At 32.3% G+C, this 15,313-nt stretch carries 12 protein-coding genes; 9 read left to right on the top strand and 3 right to left on the bottom strand.

All coding sequences use genetic code 11. From position 1 onward, the window contains the following. Positions 1 to 42 precede the first annotated feature (42 nt). Positions 43 to 1,233, bottom strand: coding sequence for an aminotransferase-like domain-containing protein (locus tag BN1075_RS16745; RefSeq protein WP_040194411.1), 1,191 nt, complete (start codon positions 1,231 to 1,233; stop codon positions 43 to 45). 348 nt (positions 1,234 to 1,581) lie between these two features. Between BN1075_RS16745 and BN1075_RS16740 the strand changes: the two genes are divergently transcribed. The 6 genes from BN1075_RS16740 (at position 1,582) to BN1075_RS16715 (ending at position 7,510) form a co-directional block, all read left to right on the top strand. Then, complete coding sequence (locus tag BN1075_RS16740) at positions 1,582 to 2,853, top strand: uracil-xanthine permease family protein (protein ID WP_040194410.1); 1,272 nt, start codon at positions 1,582 to 1,584, stop codon at positions 2,851 to 2,853. Between the two features lie 93 nt (positions 2,854 to 2,946). Next, the gene (locus tag BN1075_RS16735; protein WP_040194408.1) at positions 2,947 to 3,966 is read left to right on the top strand and encodes a molybdopterin-binding protein; all 1,020 of its coding nucleotides are present in this window, start codon (positions 2,947 to 2,949) and stop codon (positions 3,964 to 3,966) included. Positions 3,967 to 3,987: 21 nt separating this feature from the next. After that, positions 3,988 to 4,776: a DUF975 family protein gene (locus BN1075_RS20890; protein ID WP_052406610.1), complete on the top strand. Its 789-nt coding sequence runs from the start codon at positions 3,988 to 3,990 to the stop codon at positions 4,774 to 4,776. A gap of 187 nt (positions 4,777 to 4,963) precedes the next feature. Further along, complete coding sequence (locus BN1075_RS16725; protein ID WP_040194407.1) at positions 4,964 to 6,079, top strand: alanine dehydrogenase; 1,116 nt, start codon at positions 4,964 to 4,966, stop codon at positions 6,077 to 6,079. Positions 6,080 to 6,225: 146 nt separating this feature from the next. Then, positions 6,226 to 7,257, top strand: a complete 1,032-nt coding sequence (locus tag BN1075_RS16720; protein ID WP_040194406.1) for a pyruvate kinase — start codon at positions 6,226 to 6,228, stop codon at positions 7,255 to 7,257. Between the two features lie 61 nt (positions 7,258 to 7,318). Next, complete coding sequence (locus BN1075_RS16715; protein WP_040194403.1) at positions 7,319 to 7,510, top strand: hypothetical protein; 192 nt, start codon at positions 7,319 to 7,321, stop codon at positions 7,508 to 7,510. A gap of 45 nt (positions 7,511 to 7,555) precedes the next feature. Here BN1075_RS16715 and carB read toward each other — a convergent pair whose 3' ends face one another. Both carB and carA read right to left on the bottom strand, forming a co-directional pair. After that, positions 7,556 to 10,762: a carbamoyl-phosphate synthase large subunit gene (gene carB, locus BN1075_RS16710; protein WP_040194402.1), complete on the bottom strand. Its 3,207-nt coding sequence runs from the start codon at positions 10,760 to 10,762 to the stop codon at positions 7,556 to 7,558. 45 nt (positions 10,763 to 10,807) lie between these two features. Continuing rightward, the gene (gene carA, locus BN1075_RS16705) at positions 10,808 to 11,857 is read right to left on the bottom strand and encodes a glutamine-hydrolyzing carbamoyl-phosphate synthase small subunit (RefSeq protein ID WP_040195269.1); all 1,050 of its coding nucleotides are present in this window, start codon (positions 11,855 to 11,857) and stop codon (positions 10,808 to 10,810) included. Positions 11,858 to 12,325: 468 nt separating this feature from the next. On the opposite strand from carA, the gene BN1075_RS16700 reads away from it, so the two are divergent. From BN1075_RS16700 to BN1075_RS16690, 3 genes are all read left to right on the top strand, one after another. Then, positions 12,326 to 12,511, top strand: coding sequence for a hypothetical protein (locus tag BN1075_RS16700; RefSeq protein WP_040194400.1), 186 nt, complete (start codon positions 12,326 to 12,328; stop codon positions 12,509 to 12,511). 361 nt (positions 12,512 to 12,872) lie between these two features. Beyond that, positions 12,873 to 13,235 carry a YccF domain-containing protein gene (locus BN1075_RS16695; protein ID WP_040194399.1) on the top strand — a complete coding sequence of 121 codons (363 nt, stop codon included), beginning with the start codon at positions 12,873 to 12,875 and terminating at the stop codon, positions 13,233 to 13,235. 110 nt (positions 13,236 to 13,345) lie between these two features. Beyond that, entirely contained in the window at positions 13,346 to 14,932 is a 1,587-nt protein-coding gene (locus BN1075_RS16690) for an ABC-F family ATP-binding cassette domain-containing protein (protein WP_040194398.1), read from the top strand. Positions 14,933 to 15,313 lie beyond the last annotated feature (381 nt).

Raw genomic sequence — 15,313 nt, 5'->3', positions numbered from 1 at the left:
CTTAGATTATTCAAAGTAATTTATATGATGATTTATATTATTTTATTCATAATACTTTCTTAGCACAGTTCCAAGGCGTTTAATACCTTCTACTATTCTTTCTTCATCCATATTAGAGTAATTTAATCTAAAGAAATTCTTTTTACCACCATTAGGGAAGAAAGATAACCCAGGTACAAAAGCAACATTTTCTTTTAATGCTTCTTGCAGAATTTCAGCAGTATCTAAATCACTTCGAAGTTCACACCAAGTAAATAAGCCTCCTACAGGGTATGTATATTTAATATCCTTAGGGAAGTATTCTTTAATGGAGTTAAGCATTAAATCTCTTCTTCTTCTATAAACAGATATAATTTCTGAAATGTGTTCATCTAGATTGTATTTTTTCATGTATTCTGCAGTAAACACTTGAGCAAGAGTATTACATTGAAGGTCAGCACCTTGTTTTATTAAAATATATTTTCGTATTATTTCTTGTTCAGCTACTATCCAGCCTAATCTTAAGCCAGGACAGAAGGTCTTAGAAAAGGTTCCCAGATTAACAACATATCCTAATTTATCAAAGGATTTAATTGGAGGTAAGCTTTCGCCTTCGAATCTAAGTTCACCATAAGGGCTATCCTCAATTACTATAATTTCATACTTGGCAGCTAATTCTGCGATACGTTTTCTTCTCTCAATACTCATAGTTATTCCACTTGGATTTTGGAAATCTGGTATAGTATAAATCATTTTAATTTCTTCATGGTGATTTATTAAAACGTTTTCTAATTTTTCCACAATCATTCCATGTTCATCCATTGGGATTTCTATGAATTTTGGTTGATAAGCAGCAAAGGCATTAATTGCACCTAAATAGCTTGGACTTTCGCAAACAATGGTATCACCTTTGTTTATGAAAAGCTTTGCAGAAAATTCTAAGCCTTGTTGTGAACCATTTGTAAGCATGATGTTTGAAATTTCGCAGTCAATTCCAGCAGGTTTTACACGTTGATTTAATATGATCTCTCTTAATGGAGTATATCCATCAGTTGATGCATATTGTAGGGCAATACTTCCTTTTTCATTAATAACTTCAGACATGACTTCATTAATTTTCTTTAAAGGAAATAATTCAGGAGCTGGAAGACCACCAGCAAAGGAAATAATTTCAGGTTTTTCAGTAAGTTTTAATAACTCTCTGATTTCAGAAGCTTTAATACTTGAAGTTCTTTCTGCGTAACGTATGTTCATACATACACCCCCTTAAATAATAGTTAAAATGTCTATAATATTATAATATCATTTATTTTAAATTAATTACATATTTTTTCAAGAAATGATTTTTTAATTCATTGTTAAAATGTCTTGAAATTTTAAAGAACAAAGTGTATAATTTATAAAAAAGAGATTTCTTTAATTCAGTCCAGAGAGACTGGCAAGAAGTATTATTAATTTATTTGTTATGTAATCATAATGTGTATTGATATATCACTTCTTGCTGTGCAAGAAGTTTTTTTTATACCTTTTAATCAGTACTGAGAGACTGAAAGGGGAGAAAGTGATTTCTCCTAATATTAAGAAATATTAAGGAGGCATAATATGTCAGAAGTATCATTAAGAAATGAATCTAAAGTATTTGAAGGGGAAAGAACCTTAAAGGAACATTCAAGAAGAATTGTTTTAGCCTTTCAACATCTAATTGCAATGTTTGGAGCAACAGTTTTAGTTCCAGTATTAACTGGATTAGATCCATCAGTAGCTTTAATAGCTGCAGGTGGTGGTACATTAATTTTCCATCTTTGCACAAAAGGTAAGGTTCCAGTATTTCTTGGTTCATCCTTCGCATTTATATCAGTTATAATTACAGCTGCTGAAATGCACGGTGGCGATTTAGCTTATGCTCAAGGGGGATTATTAGTAGCGGGTTTTATATATGTAATTCTTTCATTCTGTGTTAAGAAAATAGGAGTTTCTAGAATTAGAAAGTTTTTACCGGCACAAGTAGTAGGACCAATGATTATTGTAATAGGACTAAACTTAGTTCCAACTGCTTTTAACATGGCAAGTGAAAATTTTGTAATCGCAGGAATAACATTAGCTATAGCTCTTTCAATTAACTTCTTTGGAAAAGGGTTTATAAAACAATTAGGAATATTAATAGCAGTTACTTCAGGATATCTAATATCTTTAACCATGGGAATGGTAGATACTGCATCAATTAGTAATGCAGCAGTTATTGCAATACCAAACTTCACATTACCAAAGTTTGATATGGGAGCAATTCTTATTATTACACCAGTAGTTTTAGCAGTTTTAATGGAACATGTAGGAGATGTGATGACAAACAGTCAGGTTGTTGGAAAAAACTTCATTGAAGATCCGGGTTTAAACAGAACTTTATTAGGAGATGGACTTGCAACAATGTTTTCTTCATTCATAGGTGGACCAGCTAATACAACTTACGGTGAAAATACAGGAGTACTAGCAATCACTAAAAACTATGATCCTTCAATAATAAGAATAACAGCAGTTCTAGCTATAATCTTAGGATTTGTAGCCAAAATAGGAGGAGTCCTTCTTTCAATACCACAATCAGTAATGGGTGGAATAAGCATTATGCTGTTTGGTATGATTGCTTTAGTAGGATTTAAGACTTTGAAAAATGAGAAGGTACAATATGACTGGAAAAATGTCTTAATTATGGCTGTAATACTTATAATAGGATTAGGAACTACTAATCTTGCTACTTATACAGGAATTACAATAGGTATTCCTGTTACGGAGACAGTAACAATAACGGGTGTAAGCTTAGCTGCTTTATCTGGTGTTATATTAAATGCAGTTTTAAATTTAAAGACAATAAATAAATAATTTTTAAGTTACCACTAACATATATTTATGTTAGTGGTATTTTTTTACACCATATAGTATAATATAGAATATATTTGCTATGGGGGTGTAATAATGAAAAAGGTTAGAGTTGAAGATGCTATAGGTATGGTGGTTGCTCATGATCTAACTAAAATTGTGCCAGGGGAATTTAAAGGCGCTAGATTTAAAAAAGGACATATAATTGAAGTTAAGGATATTGAAGAATTAAAATCTATGGGTAAAAACCATGTATATATAATGGAGTTAAAAGAGGATACACTCCATGAAGATGAGGCTGCAGTTGAAATTGGTGAGGCTATTAAGGGTGAAAATACATATTTCAATCCACCAAGTGAAGGGAAGATTAATATTACAGCCACAAGAGAGGGAATTTTAAAGATTAAGAAAGATTTACTTTATAAAATTAATGAAATACCTGATGTAGTAGTAAGTACTCTGCATAACAATTCAGTGGTTAAAAAGGATACAATAATAGCCGCTGGTAAGGTTACTCCTTTAGTCATTGAAAAAAAGTATATAGATGAATTAAAAAAAGTTTTAGAGGCTAAAAATGGGATTATTGACGTCAAACCTTTTACAGTGAAAAAAGTAGGAATTGTTATAACAGGTACTGAAGTTTTTAATGGAACAATAAAGGATAAATTTGCACCAGTAATAAAAGAAAAGGTAGAAGGTTTTGGTGCTTGTGTAAAGGAAGTATTATTTGCTCCAGATGATTTAGAGTTAATTTCAAAAGCAATCAATACCTGTAAAGAAAGTGGCTGTAATTTAATAATCTGTAGCGGTGGAATGTCTGTAGATGCTGATGATATAACACCTATTGCGATTGAAAAAGCAGCAAAGGAGATTATAACTTATGGTTCCCCAGTAATTCCAGGAGCAATGTTTATGTTGGCTTATGATGATGAAGCAACTTTAATAGGACTGCCTGCTTGTGGAATGTTTGTTAGGGTAACTGTATTTGATATTTTATTACCAAGAATAATTGCTAATGATAAAATTACAAAAAGAGATATTAATGAATTATCTCATGGTGGATTGTGCCTGCGTTGTGAAACTTGTAATTATCCAATATGTCCATTTGGAAAATAATATATGATTAGGAGGAAGGTTATGATTAGTAGAAAAGAGTTAAAATCACTATCAAAGGAACAATTAAGAGGGCAATGGACTACTGTAGTTTTAATTACTCTTATTTTTGGAGTTATTAATTTTATTGATTATAAACTTACAGCATCATTTGAATCTTCATTTTTGATTTCTATTTTCTCGTATCTTTTAGCAGTTGTAATGGGGATTTTTAGTAACAGTCTATATTTAAAGCTTACTAGAGGGGTTAAAGTAAAATTTACGGATATGTTTGTAAGTGGTTCTACTTTTCTTAAGGCCATTGGAATTACTTTACTTCAGGCATTAATAATGATTCCTGCTGTGATAATTTCAATTATTATCGGAAGCTTTGTGTTTATTGCTGGAGCAGCAGGTATTGGAATAACAGAAAATTTCATAATTCCAAGCAATGTCGAAAGCTTTGTATCATCAGTTAACTCCGCTTACTTCTTCAAGTTTTTCCTTGTTATTTTACTTATAGTACTTATAATATCTATACCAATAATGATTTTAGGATTTTACTTGTATCCTTCACTAATTTTAATATGTGAAGATGATACAAGAGGCGTTGGAGAATGTATTGGAACTAGTTTTAGATTAATGCATGGTAATCTATGGAAGTATATTGTGTTACAACTTAGCTATATAGGATGGATATTAGCGGGAATTTTAACTTTAGGAATAGGGTATTTGTGGCTATTCCCATATATTAATACTGTTAATATGAATTTCTTTAATCAGCTTGTTGGATATGATTCGATTGAGGTAAATCCAGAACAATTATTGTATTAAGATTTATAAAAGGAGGCTAATTTATTTTGGCTTCTTTTTTTATGTATAAATATAGATTTGAAGGAATAAATTTACTATAGGCAGTACTATATATAATGTGAAGAGTTATTTAATAGCAGATAAATTCAATAACGTGCATGCTCATAATGACAAATGCTCATTTAAGCATATAATTAGGAGGTATTATATGATAATAGGAGTTCCAAAGGAAATTAAAAACAGCGAATATACTGTAGCAATTTCACCATCTGGAGTATCTGCATTTGTAGAAAACGGACATACTGTACTCATTGAAGAAGGAGCCGGTTTAGGAAGTGGCTTTTATGATGAAGAATATGTGGCACGAGGAGCTATAATAACGGATAAGGAAACTATATATCATGGTTCAGATATGATTTTTAAAGTGAAGGAATTATTACCTTCAGAATTTAAATATTTAAGAGAAGGTTTAATAATTATGACCTATTTTCATTCTAATGCTTATCGTGATGAAACAGATGCCTGTCTTGAAAAGAAGATAATTGGAATAGCTTGTGAGGATGTTCAAGATAAGAATGAAAATTATCCACTTCTAAGGCCAATGAGTGAGATTGGTGGAAAAGGTGGTTTTATAGCCGCCTGCAACTATAGTCAGAAAATCAATGGTGGCAGTGGTAAAATGTTAGCAAGGGTAACTGGACTTAAAATACCTCATATAACTATTTTAGGAGCCGGATCAGCAGGGTTAGGAGCAGCAGAACTTGCTGCAGGTTTTGGAAATAAGGTTACGGTTTTGGATGTAGATTATGATGCTCTTAACAGGGCAAAAGAAAAGCTACCTTTAAATGTTGAATTCCTTCATTCAGATTATGAAACTATTTGTGAAGTAATCCAATATACAGATGTGCTTATGAATTGTGTATCTTGGCCTAAGTGGAGAACAGACCACATTATAACCAGGGATATGCTTAAACTAATGAAAAAGGATACTATTATAATAGATGTAGCTTGTGATATAGGTGGTGCTGTAGAAACATGCAGAGCTATGACACATAATCAGCCAGTATATTTTGAAGAGGGAATTCTTCATTACTGTGTAGATAATATACCGTCTGCTTATTCGAGGACAGCAACCTGCTCCATATGTTCAGCTACTGTTCCATATGCATTGGACATTGCTAATAAGGGCGTGTATAAAGCGTTAATGGATGATCCCTATTTAAGAAAGGGCTTATGCTTTTATTTAGGAAATTTAACTCTTGAAGAAACTGGATTAAAACAAGGAAGACCATATATAAGTCCTGAAGAGGCTTTGGGGATTTAAATTCAAAAACTAGTTAGTAAAGAACTATTGTAATAAAAACTATTACAATAGTTTTTTAATATAAAGCTTTGAATTATTACCAATTTAATTTATAATTAAAAGGCAAAGAATATTGTTATAAATTTGAAGAAACTTAAGGTGATAAAATGAAAATTATATGTTCAATAGGACCTAATATAAAAAATGAAAGTGACTTAGATGGCTTTGTGAAAGCTGGAATGAATTCAATGCGATTAAATTTTTCTCATGCTGATTATCCTATGGCAGAAAGCCGAATTAAATATATTAGAAATAAATACCCTTACATTGAGATAGTTCAAGATTTACAAGGAAACAAGTTAAGGGTATCAAATTATTTTAAAGGTCAAATAAAGGTAAAAACAGGTGAGTTCGTTACTTTCTGTAGTGAAGAATACTTTAGAAGAATAAAGAACTTTAAAGGAAGAGAAGTATTTGTACCTATAGCGTTAGAAATGGATTTTAAAGCATTGCTAAGTGCAGATAAGTTTTTAATGAAAGATGCAACAATGGAATTTGAGATAATTGAGAAGCAACAAGATAGAATTAAAACAAAAGTTGTTCGAGGAGGCATTATCAGAGGTGAAAAGGGAATTAATGCACCTGGAATGGATCGTAGCAGTGCAAAGCTTACTAGTAAGGATAAGAGGGATATCAAGTTTGGAATTAAAAATAAGGTTGATGTAATCTGCTTATCCTATGCTTCGAATAAGGAGATTGTTGAGGAATTAGCGGAATATATCAAGGAGCTTGCTAAAGAGGACTCTGAATACAGAATGCCTAAAATTTGGGCAAAAATTGAATGTATGGATGGTGTGAAAAATATTAATGAAATTCTTAAAAGTGTAGATGGTATTATGCTTGGAAGGGGAGACTTATCATCAGAAGTAGATGTTATAGAGATTCCCCAAATTGAAGAAAAAATTATAAGCACAATGAAAGAAATGAAGCAGGAGCTTATTATTGCCACTTTTATCTTAGAATCCATGAGAATGTCTACCATTCCGTCCATAGCAGAGGTAGAAGCAATTGCACACTTTACAAAATCGCAGGTTGATGGAATAATGCTTGCTGGTGAGGTTGGAGTAGGCAGAAATCCTTTAACGGTAATATCAACAGCAAAAGCCATAATTGAAAGATATGAAAGCTGTCAGAGATAATCTTAACTCTATTTGTAATATTTAATACCTCATTATCATATTATTCATTGAGGTGAGGAATATGAATAAGAATGAAAAGAGTAAAAGAATACAAGAAATATATGATGAGATTACAAAGCTTACAGAGGAATTATCACATTTAGAGTGTACTCATAATGAGTGTGAAACGTGTCCATTTAAAGAACTAATCACTACTGACTCTAATCAAACATTGGATTGTGGTGGGTTTATTGATCTATTCATGTATAATTAAAAATACCAGCAATAGTTAATAAAGCTATTGCTGGTATTTTTAATATTATCTACCTAAGTTAAATACATCAAGGTCTTCAATTTTTAAGTTGCCTTTCATAACTGATACCATTGCTCTTAAAGTATCTAGAGAAGTCATTAGTGAAACTCCTGATTCAACAGCAGTTCTACGTAATTTAAATCCATCACGTTGAGAATCATTTCCTTTAGTAGGAGTATTGATAATCATATTAATTGTTTTGCTTCTTATAGCATCAACAATGTCTGGTTTAGCTTCTCCAATTTTATTCACAGATGAAGCGTTTATGCCTTCAGCTTGAAGCATTTTAGCAGTACCACTTGTAGCAACGAAGTTACAGCCTAAATCACTTAAGTCTTTAGCTAGAGCTAAGAATTCATCTTTATCTCCATTATTAACAGTAGCTAATAATATATCTCCAGACTTTAGTATTTGTCTTTTTGCTGCGATAAAGCCCTTCATCATTGCTTCTTCGAAGGTTTTACCAACTCCTAGTACCTCACCAGTAGATCTCATCTCTGGTCCAAGGCTAACCTCAACCTTTGGAAGCTTTTCAGTAGAGAATACAGGAACTTTTACAGTTACAAACTTAGGCTCTGGACAAATACCCTCATTGTAGCCCATTTCTTCAATAGTTTCACCAAGCATTGCTCTTGTTGCAAGTTCAACTATTGGCACGTTAGTAACCTTACTGATATAAGGAACTGTTCTAGAAGCTCTTGGATTAACCTCGATGATATATATTTCTCCTTCGAATTCTATGAACTGAATGTTAATCATTCCAAGAACCTTCAATTCCTTAGCTATTCTCTTTGTATAATCAAGGATTGTAGCTTTAGATTTCTCAGATAAATTTATAGAAGGATATATGCTTATAGAGTCTCCAGAGTGAACTCCAGCTCTTTCAAGGTGCTCCATTATTCCAGGTACCAGGATGGAGTTACCATCACAGATAGCATCAACCTCTATTTCTCTACCAACTAAGTATCTGTCTATTAAAACAGGGTTCTTGCTATCTCTTGCAAAAGAGTTTTCAAGGTAAGTTCTTAACTCTTTTTCTCTATAAGTAATCTCCATGCCTTGTCCACCAAGTACGTAAGATGGTCTTACTAAAACAGGGTAGCCTAGCTTTTCAGCTCCTTCAATTCCTTCTTCAACACTCCATACTGCCATACCTTTTGGTCTGTTGATGTTAAGTTTTTCAAGGCAGGCTTCAAATTTTTCTCTATCTTCGGCTGCATCGATACCTTCTGCATCTGTTCCAAGAATTTTGATTCCATTTTCTCTTAAGAATTTAGATAATTTTATAGCAGTCTGACCACCAAATTGAAGAATAACACCTTCTGGCTTTTCTTTGTTAATGATGTTAAATACATCTTCTTCAGTTAGTGGCTCAAAGTATAGCTTATCTGATATATCAAAGTCTGTAGAAACAGTTTCAGGATTGTTATTAACTATTATTGTTTCTATGCCTTGTTTCTTAAGAGCTCTAACAGCATGAACTGAACAGTAGTCAAATTCAATACCTTGACCGATTCTTATAGGGCCTGATCCTATAACCATAACTTTTCTTTTATCTGATACTTCAATCTCATCATATTGCTCATAAGTAGAGTAGTAGTATGAAGTAATAGCATCAAATTCACCAGCACAAGTATCAACCATCTTGTAAGTAGGCATGATGTTATATAATTTTCTTAAAGTATATAACTCTACTGGGCTAATTTTCATTAAGTCAGCTATACCTTTATCAGAGAATCCTTTTTTCTTTAAAGTCTTTAAGTAATCTTTATTTAAATCAGCTGTTGTAGCAGTTTTTAAGTATTCTTCCTGTTCAACTATCCATTTGATTTTATTTATGAAGAATGTGTCTACACCAGTGATTTCAGCTAACTTATCAACTAAGTATTTTCTTCTTAACATTTCTGCAAGGTCAAAAATTCTTTCGTCATCTGGCACAATAACACTTTGCTTTAATTCATTTAAGCTCTTCTTTTGAGATGGTTTATGATCTAATACATATTTTCCAATCTCAAGAGATCTGATTCCTTTTAAAAGTGCAGACTCAAAGTTAGCTCCGATAGCCATAATTTCGCCAGTAGCCATCATCTTCGTTCCTAAGGCTTTGTTAGCATTTTTGAACTTATCAAAAGGCCACTTTGGTATTTTTACTACTACATAGTCAAGAGCTGGCTCAAAGGAAGCCATAGTTTTTTGTGTAACTGAGTTTACTATTTCATCTAAAGCATATCCAAGTGCTATTTTAGCTGCAACCTTTGCTATTGGATATCCTGTAGCTTTTGAAGCTAGGGCAGAAGAACGAGAAACCCTTGGATTTATTTCTATAACTGCATATTCAAAGCTGTGAGGATTTAAAGCAAATTGAACGTTACAGCCTCCAATTATACCAATGGCATCAATGATTTTTAAAGCTGAAGTTCTTAGCATTTGATATTCTTTATCAGATAATGTTTGTGACGGAGCTACTACTATAGAGTCTCCAGTATGGACACCTACAGGGTCTATATTTTCCATATTACATACAGTAATAGAGTTCCCCTTAGCATCACGCATTACTTCATATTCAACTTCTTTCCAACCCTTTATACTTTTCTCTAAAAGTACTTGACCAACGGGGCTTAAAGAAAGTCCGCTTTCTAATATTTGAACAAGGGATTCTTCGTCATCAGCAATTCCACCTCCAGTTCCTCCTAGGGTATAGGCAGGTCTTACTATAACTGGATATCCTATTTTCTTTGCAAATTCAATTCCCGCATCTAAGTTAGTTACTATTTCAGATTCAATTACAGGCTCGTTGATTTCTTCCATTAAAGCTTTAAATAAATCTCTATCTTCACCTTTTTTAATAGATTCTATTGAAGTACCGATAACTTTAACATCATACTTATCAAGTATTCCAGCTTCTGCAAGTTCGATAATTAAGTTTAGTCCAGTTTGACCGCCCATTCCTGAAAGGATGCTGTCTGGTCTGTCTTTAGCTATAACTTTTTCAATAAATTCTGTTGTTAATGGCTCTATATATATTTTGTCTGCAATCTGCTTATCAGTCATTATTGTAGCAGGGTTAGAGTTAACTAATATAGTTTCTATACCTTCTTCCATTAATGCTCTGCACGCTTGTGTTCCTGAGTAGTCAAACTCAGCAGATTGTCCTATAACAATTGGACCTGATCCTATAATTAATACCTTTTTAATGTCATCTCTTTTGCTCATTTTTATTCCTCCTACATGAAAGCTCTCTGTCTTCCTTAATGTAATTTATTTTATTAGTTCTAAGAAGCTGTCAAATATAACTGCATTCTCTTTTGGACCTGGTGACGCTTCAGGGTGATACTGAACACTTGCAATAGGAAGTGTTTTATGTCTCATTCCTTCAGTAGTACCATCATTTACACTTATATGTGTAATTTCCATTGTCTCTGGTAATTCACTAACATAGTAACCGTGGTTTTGACTTGTAATATAGACCTTATCCGTGAAAATATCCTTTACTGGATGGTTTGATCCTCTGTGTCCAAACTTTAATTTAGAAGTTCTTCCACCAAAAGTCCAAGCTAAAAGCTGATGTCCAAGACAGATACCGCATACAGGTTTTTCGGTAACAATTTTCTTTATCTCTTCTACAACATTTCCAAGCTTTTCTGGATCTCCAGGACCATTTGATAAAAATACAAGGTCTGGATTAGTTTTTAATATGTCTTCTGCTTTAGTTGTGGCAGGGAATACTGTTAAATCACATCCACGTTCCTTAAAGCTTCTTAAGATATTAGTTTTAACACCAAAATCCATAACTGCAACCTTAGGTCCGTTTCCTTTGATTTTATAAACCTCTTTTGTTGAAACTTGATATACAGCATCGTCGTTATGGAATTCTTTAAGATGGCTTTTAACATCATCAAGACTTAAATCCTTAGTTGTAATATAGCCCTTCATAGAACCATGGGTTCTAAGAATCTTAGTAAGAGCTCTTGTATCGATGCCTTCAAGACCTATGATTTTGTTTTCTTTAAGATATCCATCAAGTTCCATCTCGCATCTAAAGTTTGATGGATCATTTGATTTTTCTCTTACGATAAAACCTTTAACCTTAGGGAAAGAAGATTCTAAGTCCTCTAGGTTGATTCCATAGTTTCCAACAAGGGGATAGGTCATAGTAACAATCTGTCCGTAGTAAGATGGGTCAGTTAATGTTTCCTGATAACCTGTCATTGATGTGTTGAATACTACTTCACCAACAGTATCCTTTAGGTAACCAAATGCCTTTCCTTCAAATTCCATTCCATTTTCTAATATTAGTTTTGCGTTAATTTGTTTCTTATTCAAGAAAAACCCTCCAATCAAATAATTCTAAGTCAAACAAAAAGGATAATAAATAAAACAATATATTGCTCTACTTATTATCCTAGGGATTTCTCTCGAAATTGAATATAGTTATGTCCATATATAACTCTCCCTTCTTGGTCTCTCTGTACCAATTTAAAAGTAGACTTGTCTTTCTGATTGTATTAAATAATCAGTAAATTGTCAACAATAATAAAATACTATACTTAAAAATCTAATTGGTTTTTATAACTAAAAGTATATTTTTGTTTAAAGAGGTAATAATAAAGACAGAGGTGATATTCATGGGAAAAGATAAACAAAACAGCATGAAAAATCAAAGTAATCAAAAGTCTGAAAGTAATAGCATGAAAAATAAAAATGACAAAAAGAAAAATACTAGCAATAATAGTTTGGAATAATTGAACTTTAATTAAATTTATATGAGGTGATAGTATGAGTACAAATAAAGGCTTTAATGATAATCATAATAATATTAATTCAGGAATAAGCTCGAAGGCCTTGGGAAACTATACTAAAAATGCCGTAGAGAATTTTGAAGAAAATATTGTGAGTCAAACCAATTATTTAGAAAAAGTTGATAACGCACTTAAGAATGAAAAAAATACAGATGATAAATAATCATCTGTATTTTTAGGTCTAATAGTAAAGCTTTTTTATAAATGAATAATTTAACTTCTTCTCAATAGAAGTTGAAGGGGGGAAGTTCCCGTTGCTAAATCAAAGTTTATATTGTTATTTAACTTCACATTAGCCAAATTAAGATTTGAGAGTTAATTATGGAAACTCCTTCTCAGAAACAATCGAAGGAGTAAAGTCCGTATTAACTAAATTAAGGTTTGGATACTACTTATGAATAAATGGTTGCATTTTTACAGTTTTAATATATTATATATATAGAAACTCCTTCTCAAAAGAAGTCGAAGGAGTAAGTTTACATTAGCCAAATCATAGATTTGGATGTTCACTTAAGGAGATATATATGAGTTGTTTAGGAAATGTAATCTGGTTTATTTTTGGTGGATTTGTCGGAGGGCTTGAATGGTTAGTAATTGGCCTTCTTTGGTGTCTTACTATAGTAGGAATTCCAATAGGATTGCAATGTTTTAAATTATCAAAGCTGCAATTTTTCCCATTTGGTAAGGAAGTTGTAACTAGAAATGATGGAAGCACAAGCTTCCTATTAAATATTTTATGGGTAATCTTTGGTGGACTTCCACTAGCTATAACAAATTTAATTAGTGCTGCGTTTCTATGTATAACTATAATAGGAATACCATTTGCAGCACAATCTTTAAAAATGGCTAAATTATCTTTAGCACCTTTTGGTAAAGAGGTAGTATAAAAATGAAATCTATGATATAATTCAATGGATGTATTGAATTAAGAAATTAAAAAGTTTTACCGTCAAAAGAGGGTAGAACTTTTTTAAATGTAATAAATGGAGGTAACGAAATGATAAGTGCTAATGGAGTTAGTTTAAGATACGGTGCTCGTAAGCTTTTCGAAGATGTTAATATTAAATTCACAGAAGGAAACTGCTATGGTTTAATTGGAGCTAATGGTGCTGGTAAGTCTACATTCCTTAAAATATTATCTGGAGATATAGAACCAAATACTGGTGATGTTTCCATCACGCCAGGTCAAAGAATGGCTGTTTTAAAGCAGGACCACTTCGCATATGACGATGTTGAGGTTTTAAAGACAGTTATTATGGGACATGCAAGATTAGTTGAAATAATGGAAGAGAAGGATGCTCTTTATGCTAAAGAAGACTTCAGCGATGAAGACGGTATGAGAGCTTCTGAGCTTGAAGGTGAATTTGCAGATTTAAATGGATGGGAAGCTGAAAGTGAGGCTGCAACTCTTTTACAGGGGTTAGGAATTACTGAAGACTTACATTACAAATTAATGAAAGATTTAAATGGTTCTGAGAAGGTAAAGGTTCTTTTAGCTCAAGCTTTATTTGGACACCCAGATGTATTACTTCTTGACGAGCCTACCAACCACTTAGATATAAAATCTATTCAATGGTTAGAGAACTTTTTAGCTAATTTTGAAGGAACAGTTATCGTTGTATCCCACGATAGACACTTCTTAAACCAAGTTTGTACACATATGGCTGACTTAGACTTCGGAAAAATCCAATTATATGTTGGTAACTACGATTTCTGGTACGAGTCAAGCCAATTAGCTCTTCAAATGGCTAAAGACCAAAACAAAAAGAAGGAAGAAAAAATTAAAGAGCTTCAAAACTTCATCGCTCGTTTCAGCTCTAACGCATCTAAAGCTAAACAAGCTACAAGTAGAAAGAAGCAGTTGGATAAGATTACGCTTGATGATATTAGACCATCATCAAGAAAATATCCATTCGTTGGCTTTAAAGCTGATAGAGAAGCTGGGAATGATTTATTAGTAGTTGAAAACTTAACAAAAACTATAGATGGAGTTAAAGTTTTAGATAATGTAAGCTTTATGGTTTATAAGAATGATAAGATTGCCTTCTTAGGTGATGGAATTGCTAAAACTACTTTATTTAAAATATTAATGGGTGAAATGGAGCCAGATAGCGGAAGCTTTAAGTGGGGGGTTACAACATCTCAATCTTACTTCCCTCAAGATAATACAGAGTTCTTCGCTGATTGTGATTTAAATCTTGTTGATTGGTTAAGACAATTCTCAGAAGAAAAAGCTGAAAGCTTTATCAGAGGATTTTTAGGAAGAATGTTATTCTCTGGAGAAGAAGCTTTAAAACAAGCATCTGTTTTATCTGGAGGAGAGAAAGTTCGTTGTATGCTTTCTAAAATGATGCTTAGTGGAGCTAACGTTCTTCTATTAGATGAACCAACAAACCATTTAGACCTTGAGTCTATTACAGCTGTAAACAATGGATTAATCAATTTTGAAGGAACAATTTTATTTACATCTCATGACCACCAGTTCATAAACACTGTTGCAAACAGAATTATCGACGTTCGTCCAGAAGGCGGAGTTATAGATAAAGTTATGACTTATGATGAGTACTTAGAGTTAAATAACTAATATATAGTTCCGCAAACTAAATTTAAAGTTTAGTTTGGGGAACTTATTTTATTAAAAAAATATAATAAGTTAACTTCTTGAATTAAGTAAGTACATTGTAAAATCAATAAAAAATAGGCATACTGTATTATTGACATTAAAGTTTAATTTATATATAATACAAACAAATTAAACTTTTATATATAAATTCTGTGAAAAGGGTAGTACTTTCTTTACATATTCATATAGGAGCAAGGGGGATTGTAAGCCTTGCAAGAATTGAAGAATGAGGTTTAACAATGAATCAATGGTGAAAATCAGTAAGAATGCCTTGGAGAAGGTGCTCGAAGTTTTTTTAGTGGGTAAGACGTATTAGAGGTAAATATTTAAGAAAATCTTATT

Origin of the sequence: Clostridium culturomicium (genome assembly GCF_000821305.1) — a bacterium.
GTDB lineage: Bacteria > Bacillota > Clostridia > Clostridiales > Clostridiaceae > Clostridium_J > Clostridium_J culturomicium.
This window is presented reverse-complemented; position numbering and strand designations above follow the sequence as displayed.

Bases quoted from the DNA above. Each gene is read 5' to 3' on its own strand.
- BN1075_RS16745 (WP_040194411.1), bottom strand. From the start codon at position 1,233: ATGAACATACGTTACGCAGAAAGAACTTCAAGTATTAAAGCTTCTGAA.
- BN1075_RS16740 (WP_040194410.1), top strand. From the start codon at position 1,582: ATGTCAGAAGTATCATTAAGAAATGAATCTAAAGTATTTGAAGGGGAA.
- BN1075_RS16735 (WP_040194408.1), top strand. From the start codon at position 2,947: ATGAAAAAGGTTAGAGTTGAAGATGCTATAGGTATGGTGGTTGCTCAT.
- BN1075_RS20890 (WP_052406610.1), top strand. From the start codon at position 3,988: ATGATTAGTAGAAAAGAGTTAAAATCACTATCAAAGGAACAATTAAGA.
- BN1075_RS16725 (WP_040194407.1), top strand. From the start codon at position 4,964: ATGATAATAGGAGTTCCAAAGGAAATTAAAAACAGCGAATATACTGTA.
- BN1075_RS16720 (WP_040194406.1), top strand. From the start codon at position 6,226: ATGAAAATTATATGTTCAATAGGACCTAATATAAAAAATGAAAGTGAC.
- BN1075_RS16715 (WP_040194403.1), top strand. From the start codon at position 7,319: ATGAATAAGAATGAAAAGAGTAAAAGAATACAAGAAATATATGATGAG.
- carB (WP_040194402.1), bottom strand. From the start codon at position 10,762: ATGAGCAAAAGAGATGACATTAAAAAGGTATTAATTATAGGATCAGGT.
- BN1075_RS16700 (WP_040194400.1), top strand. From the start codon at position 12,326: ATGAGTACAAATAAAGGCTTTAATGATAATCATAATAATATTAATTCA.
- BN1075_RS16695 (WP_040194399.1), top strand. From the start codon at position 12,873: ATGAGTTGTTTAGGAAATGTAATCTGGTTTATTTTTGGTGGATTTGTC.
- BN1075_RS16690 (WP_040194398.1), top strand. From the start codon at position 13,346: ATGATAAGTGCTAATGGAGTTAGTTTAAGATACGGTGCTCGTAAGCTT.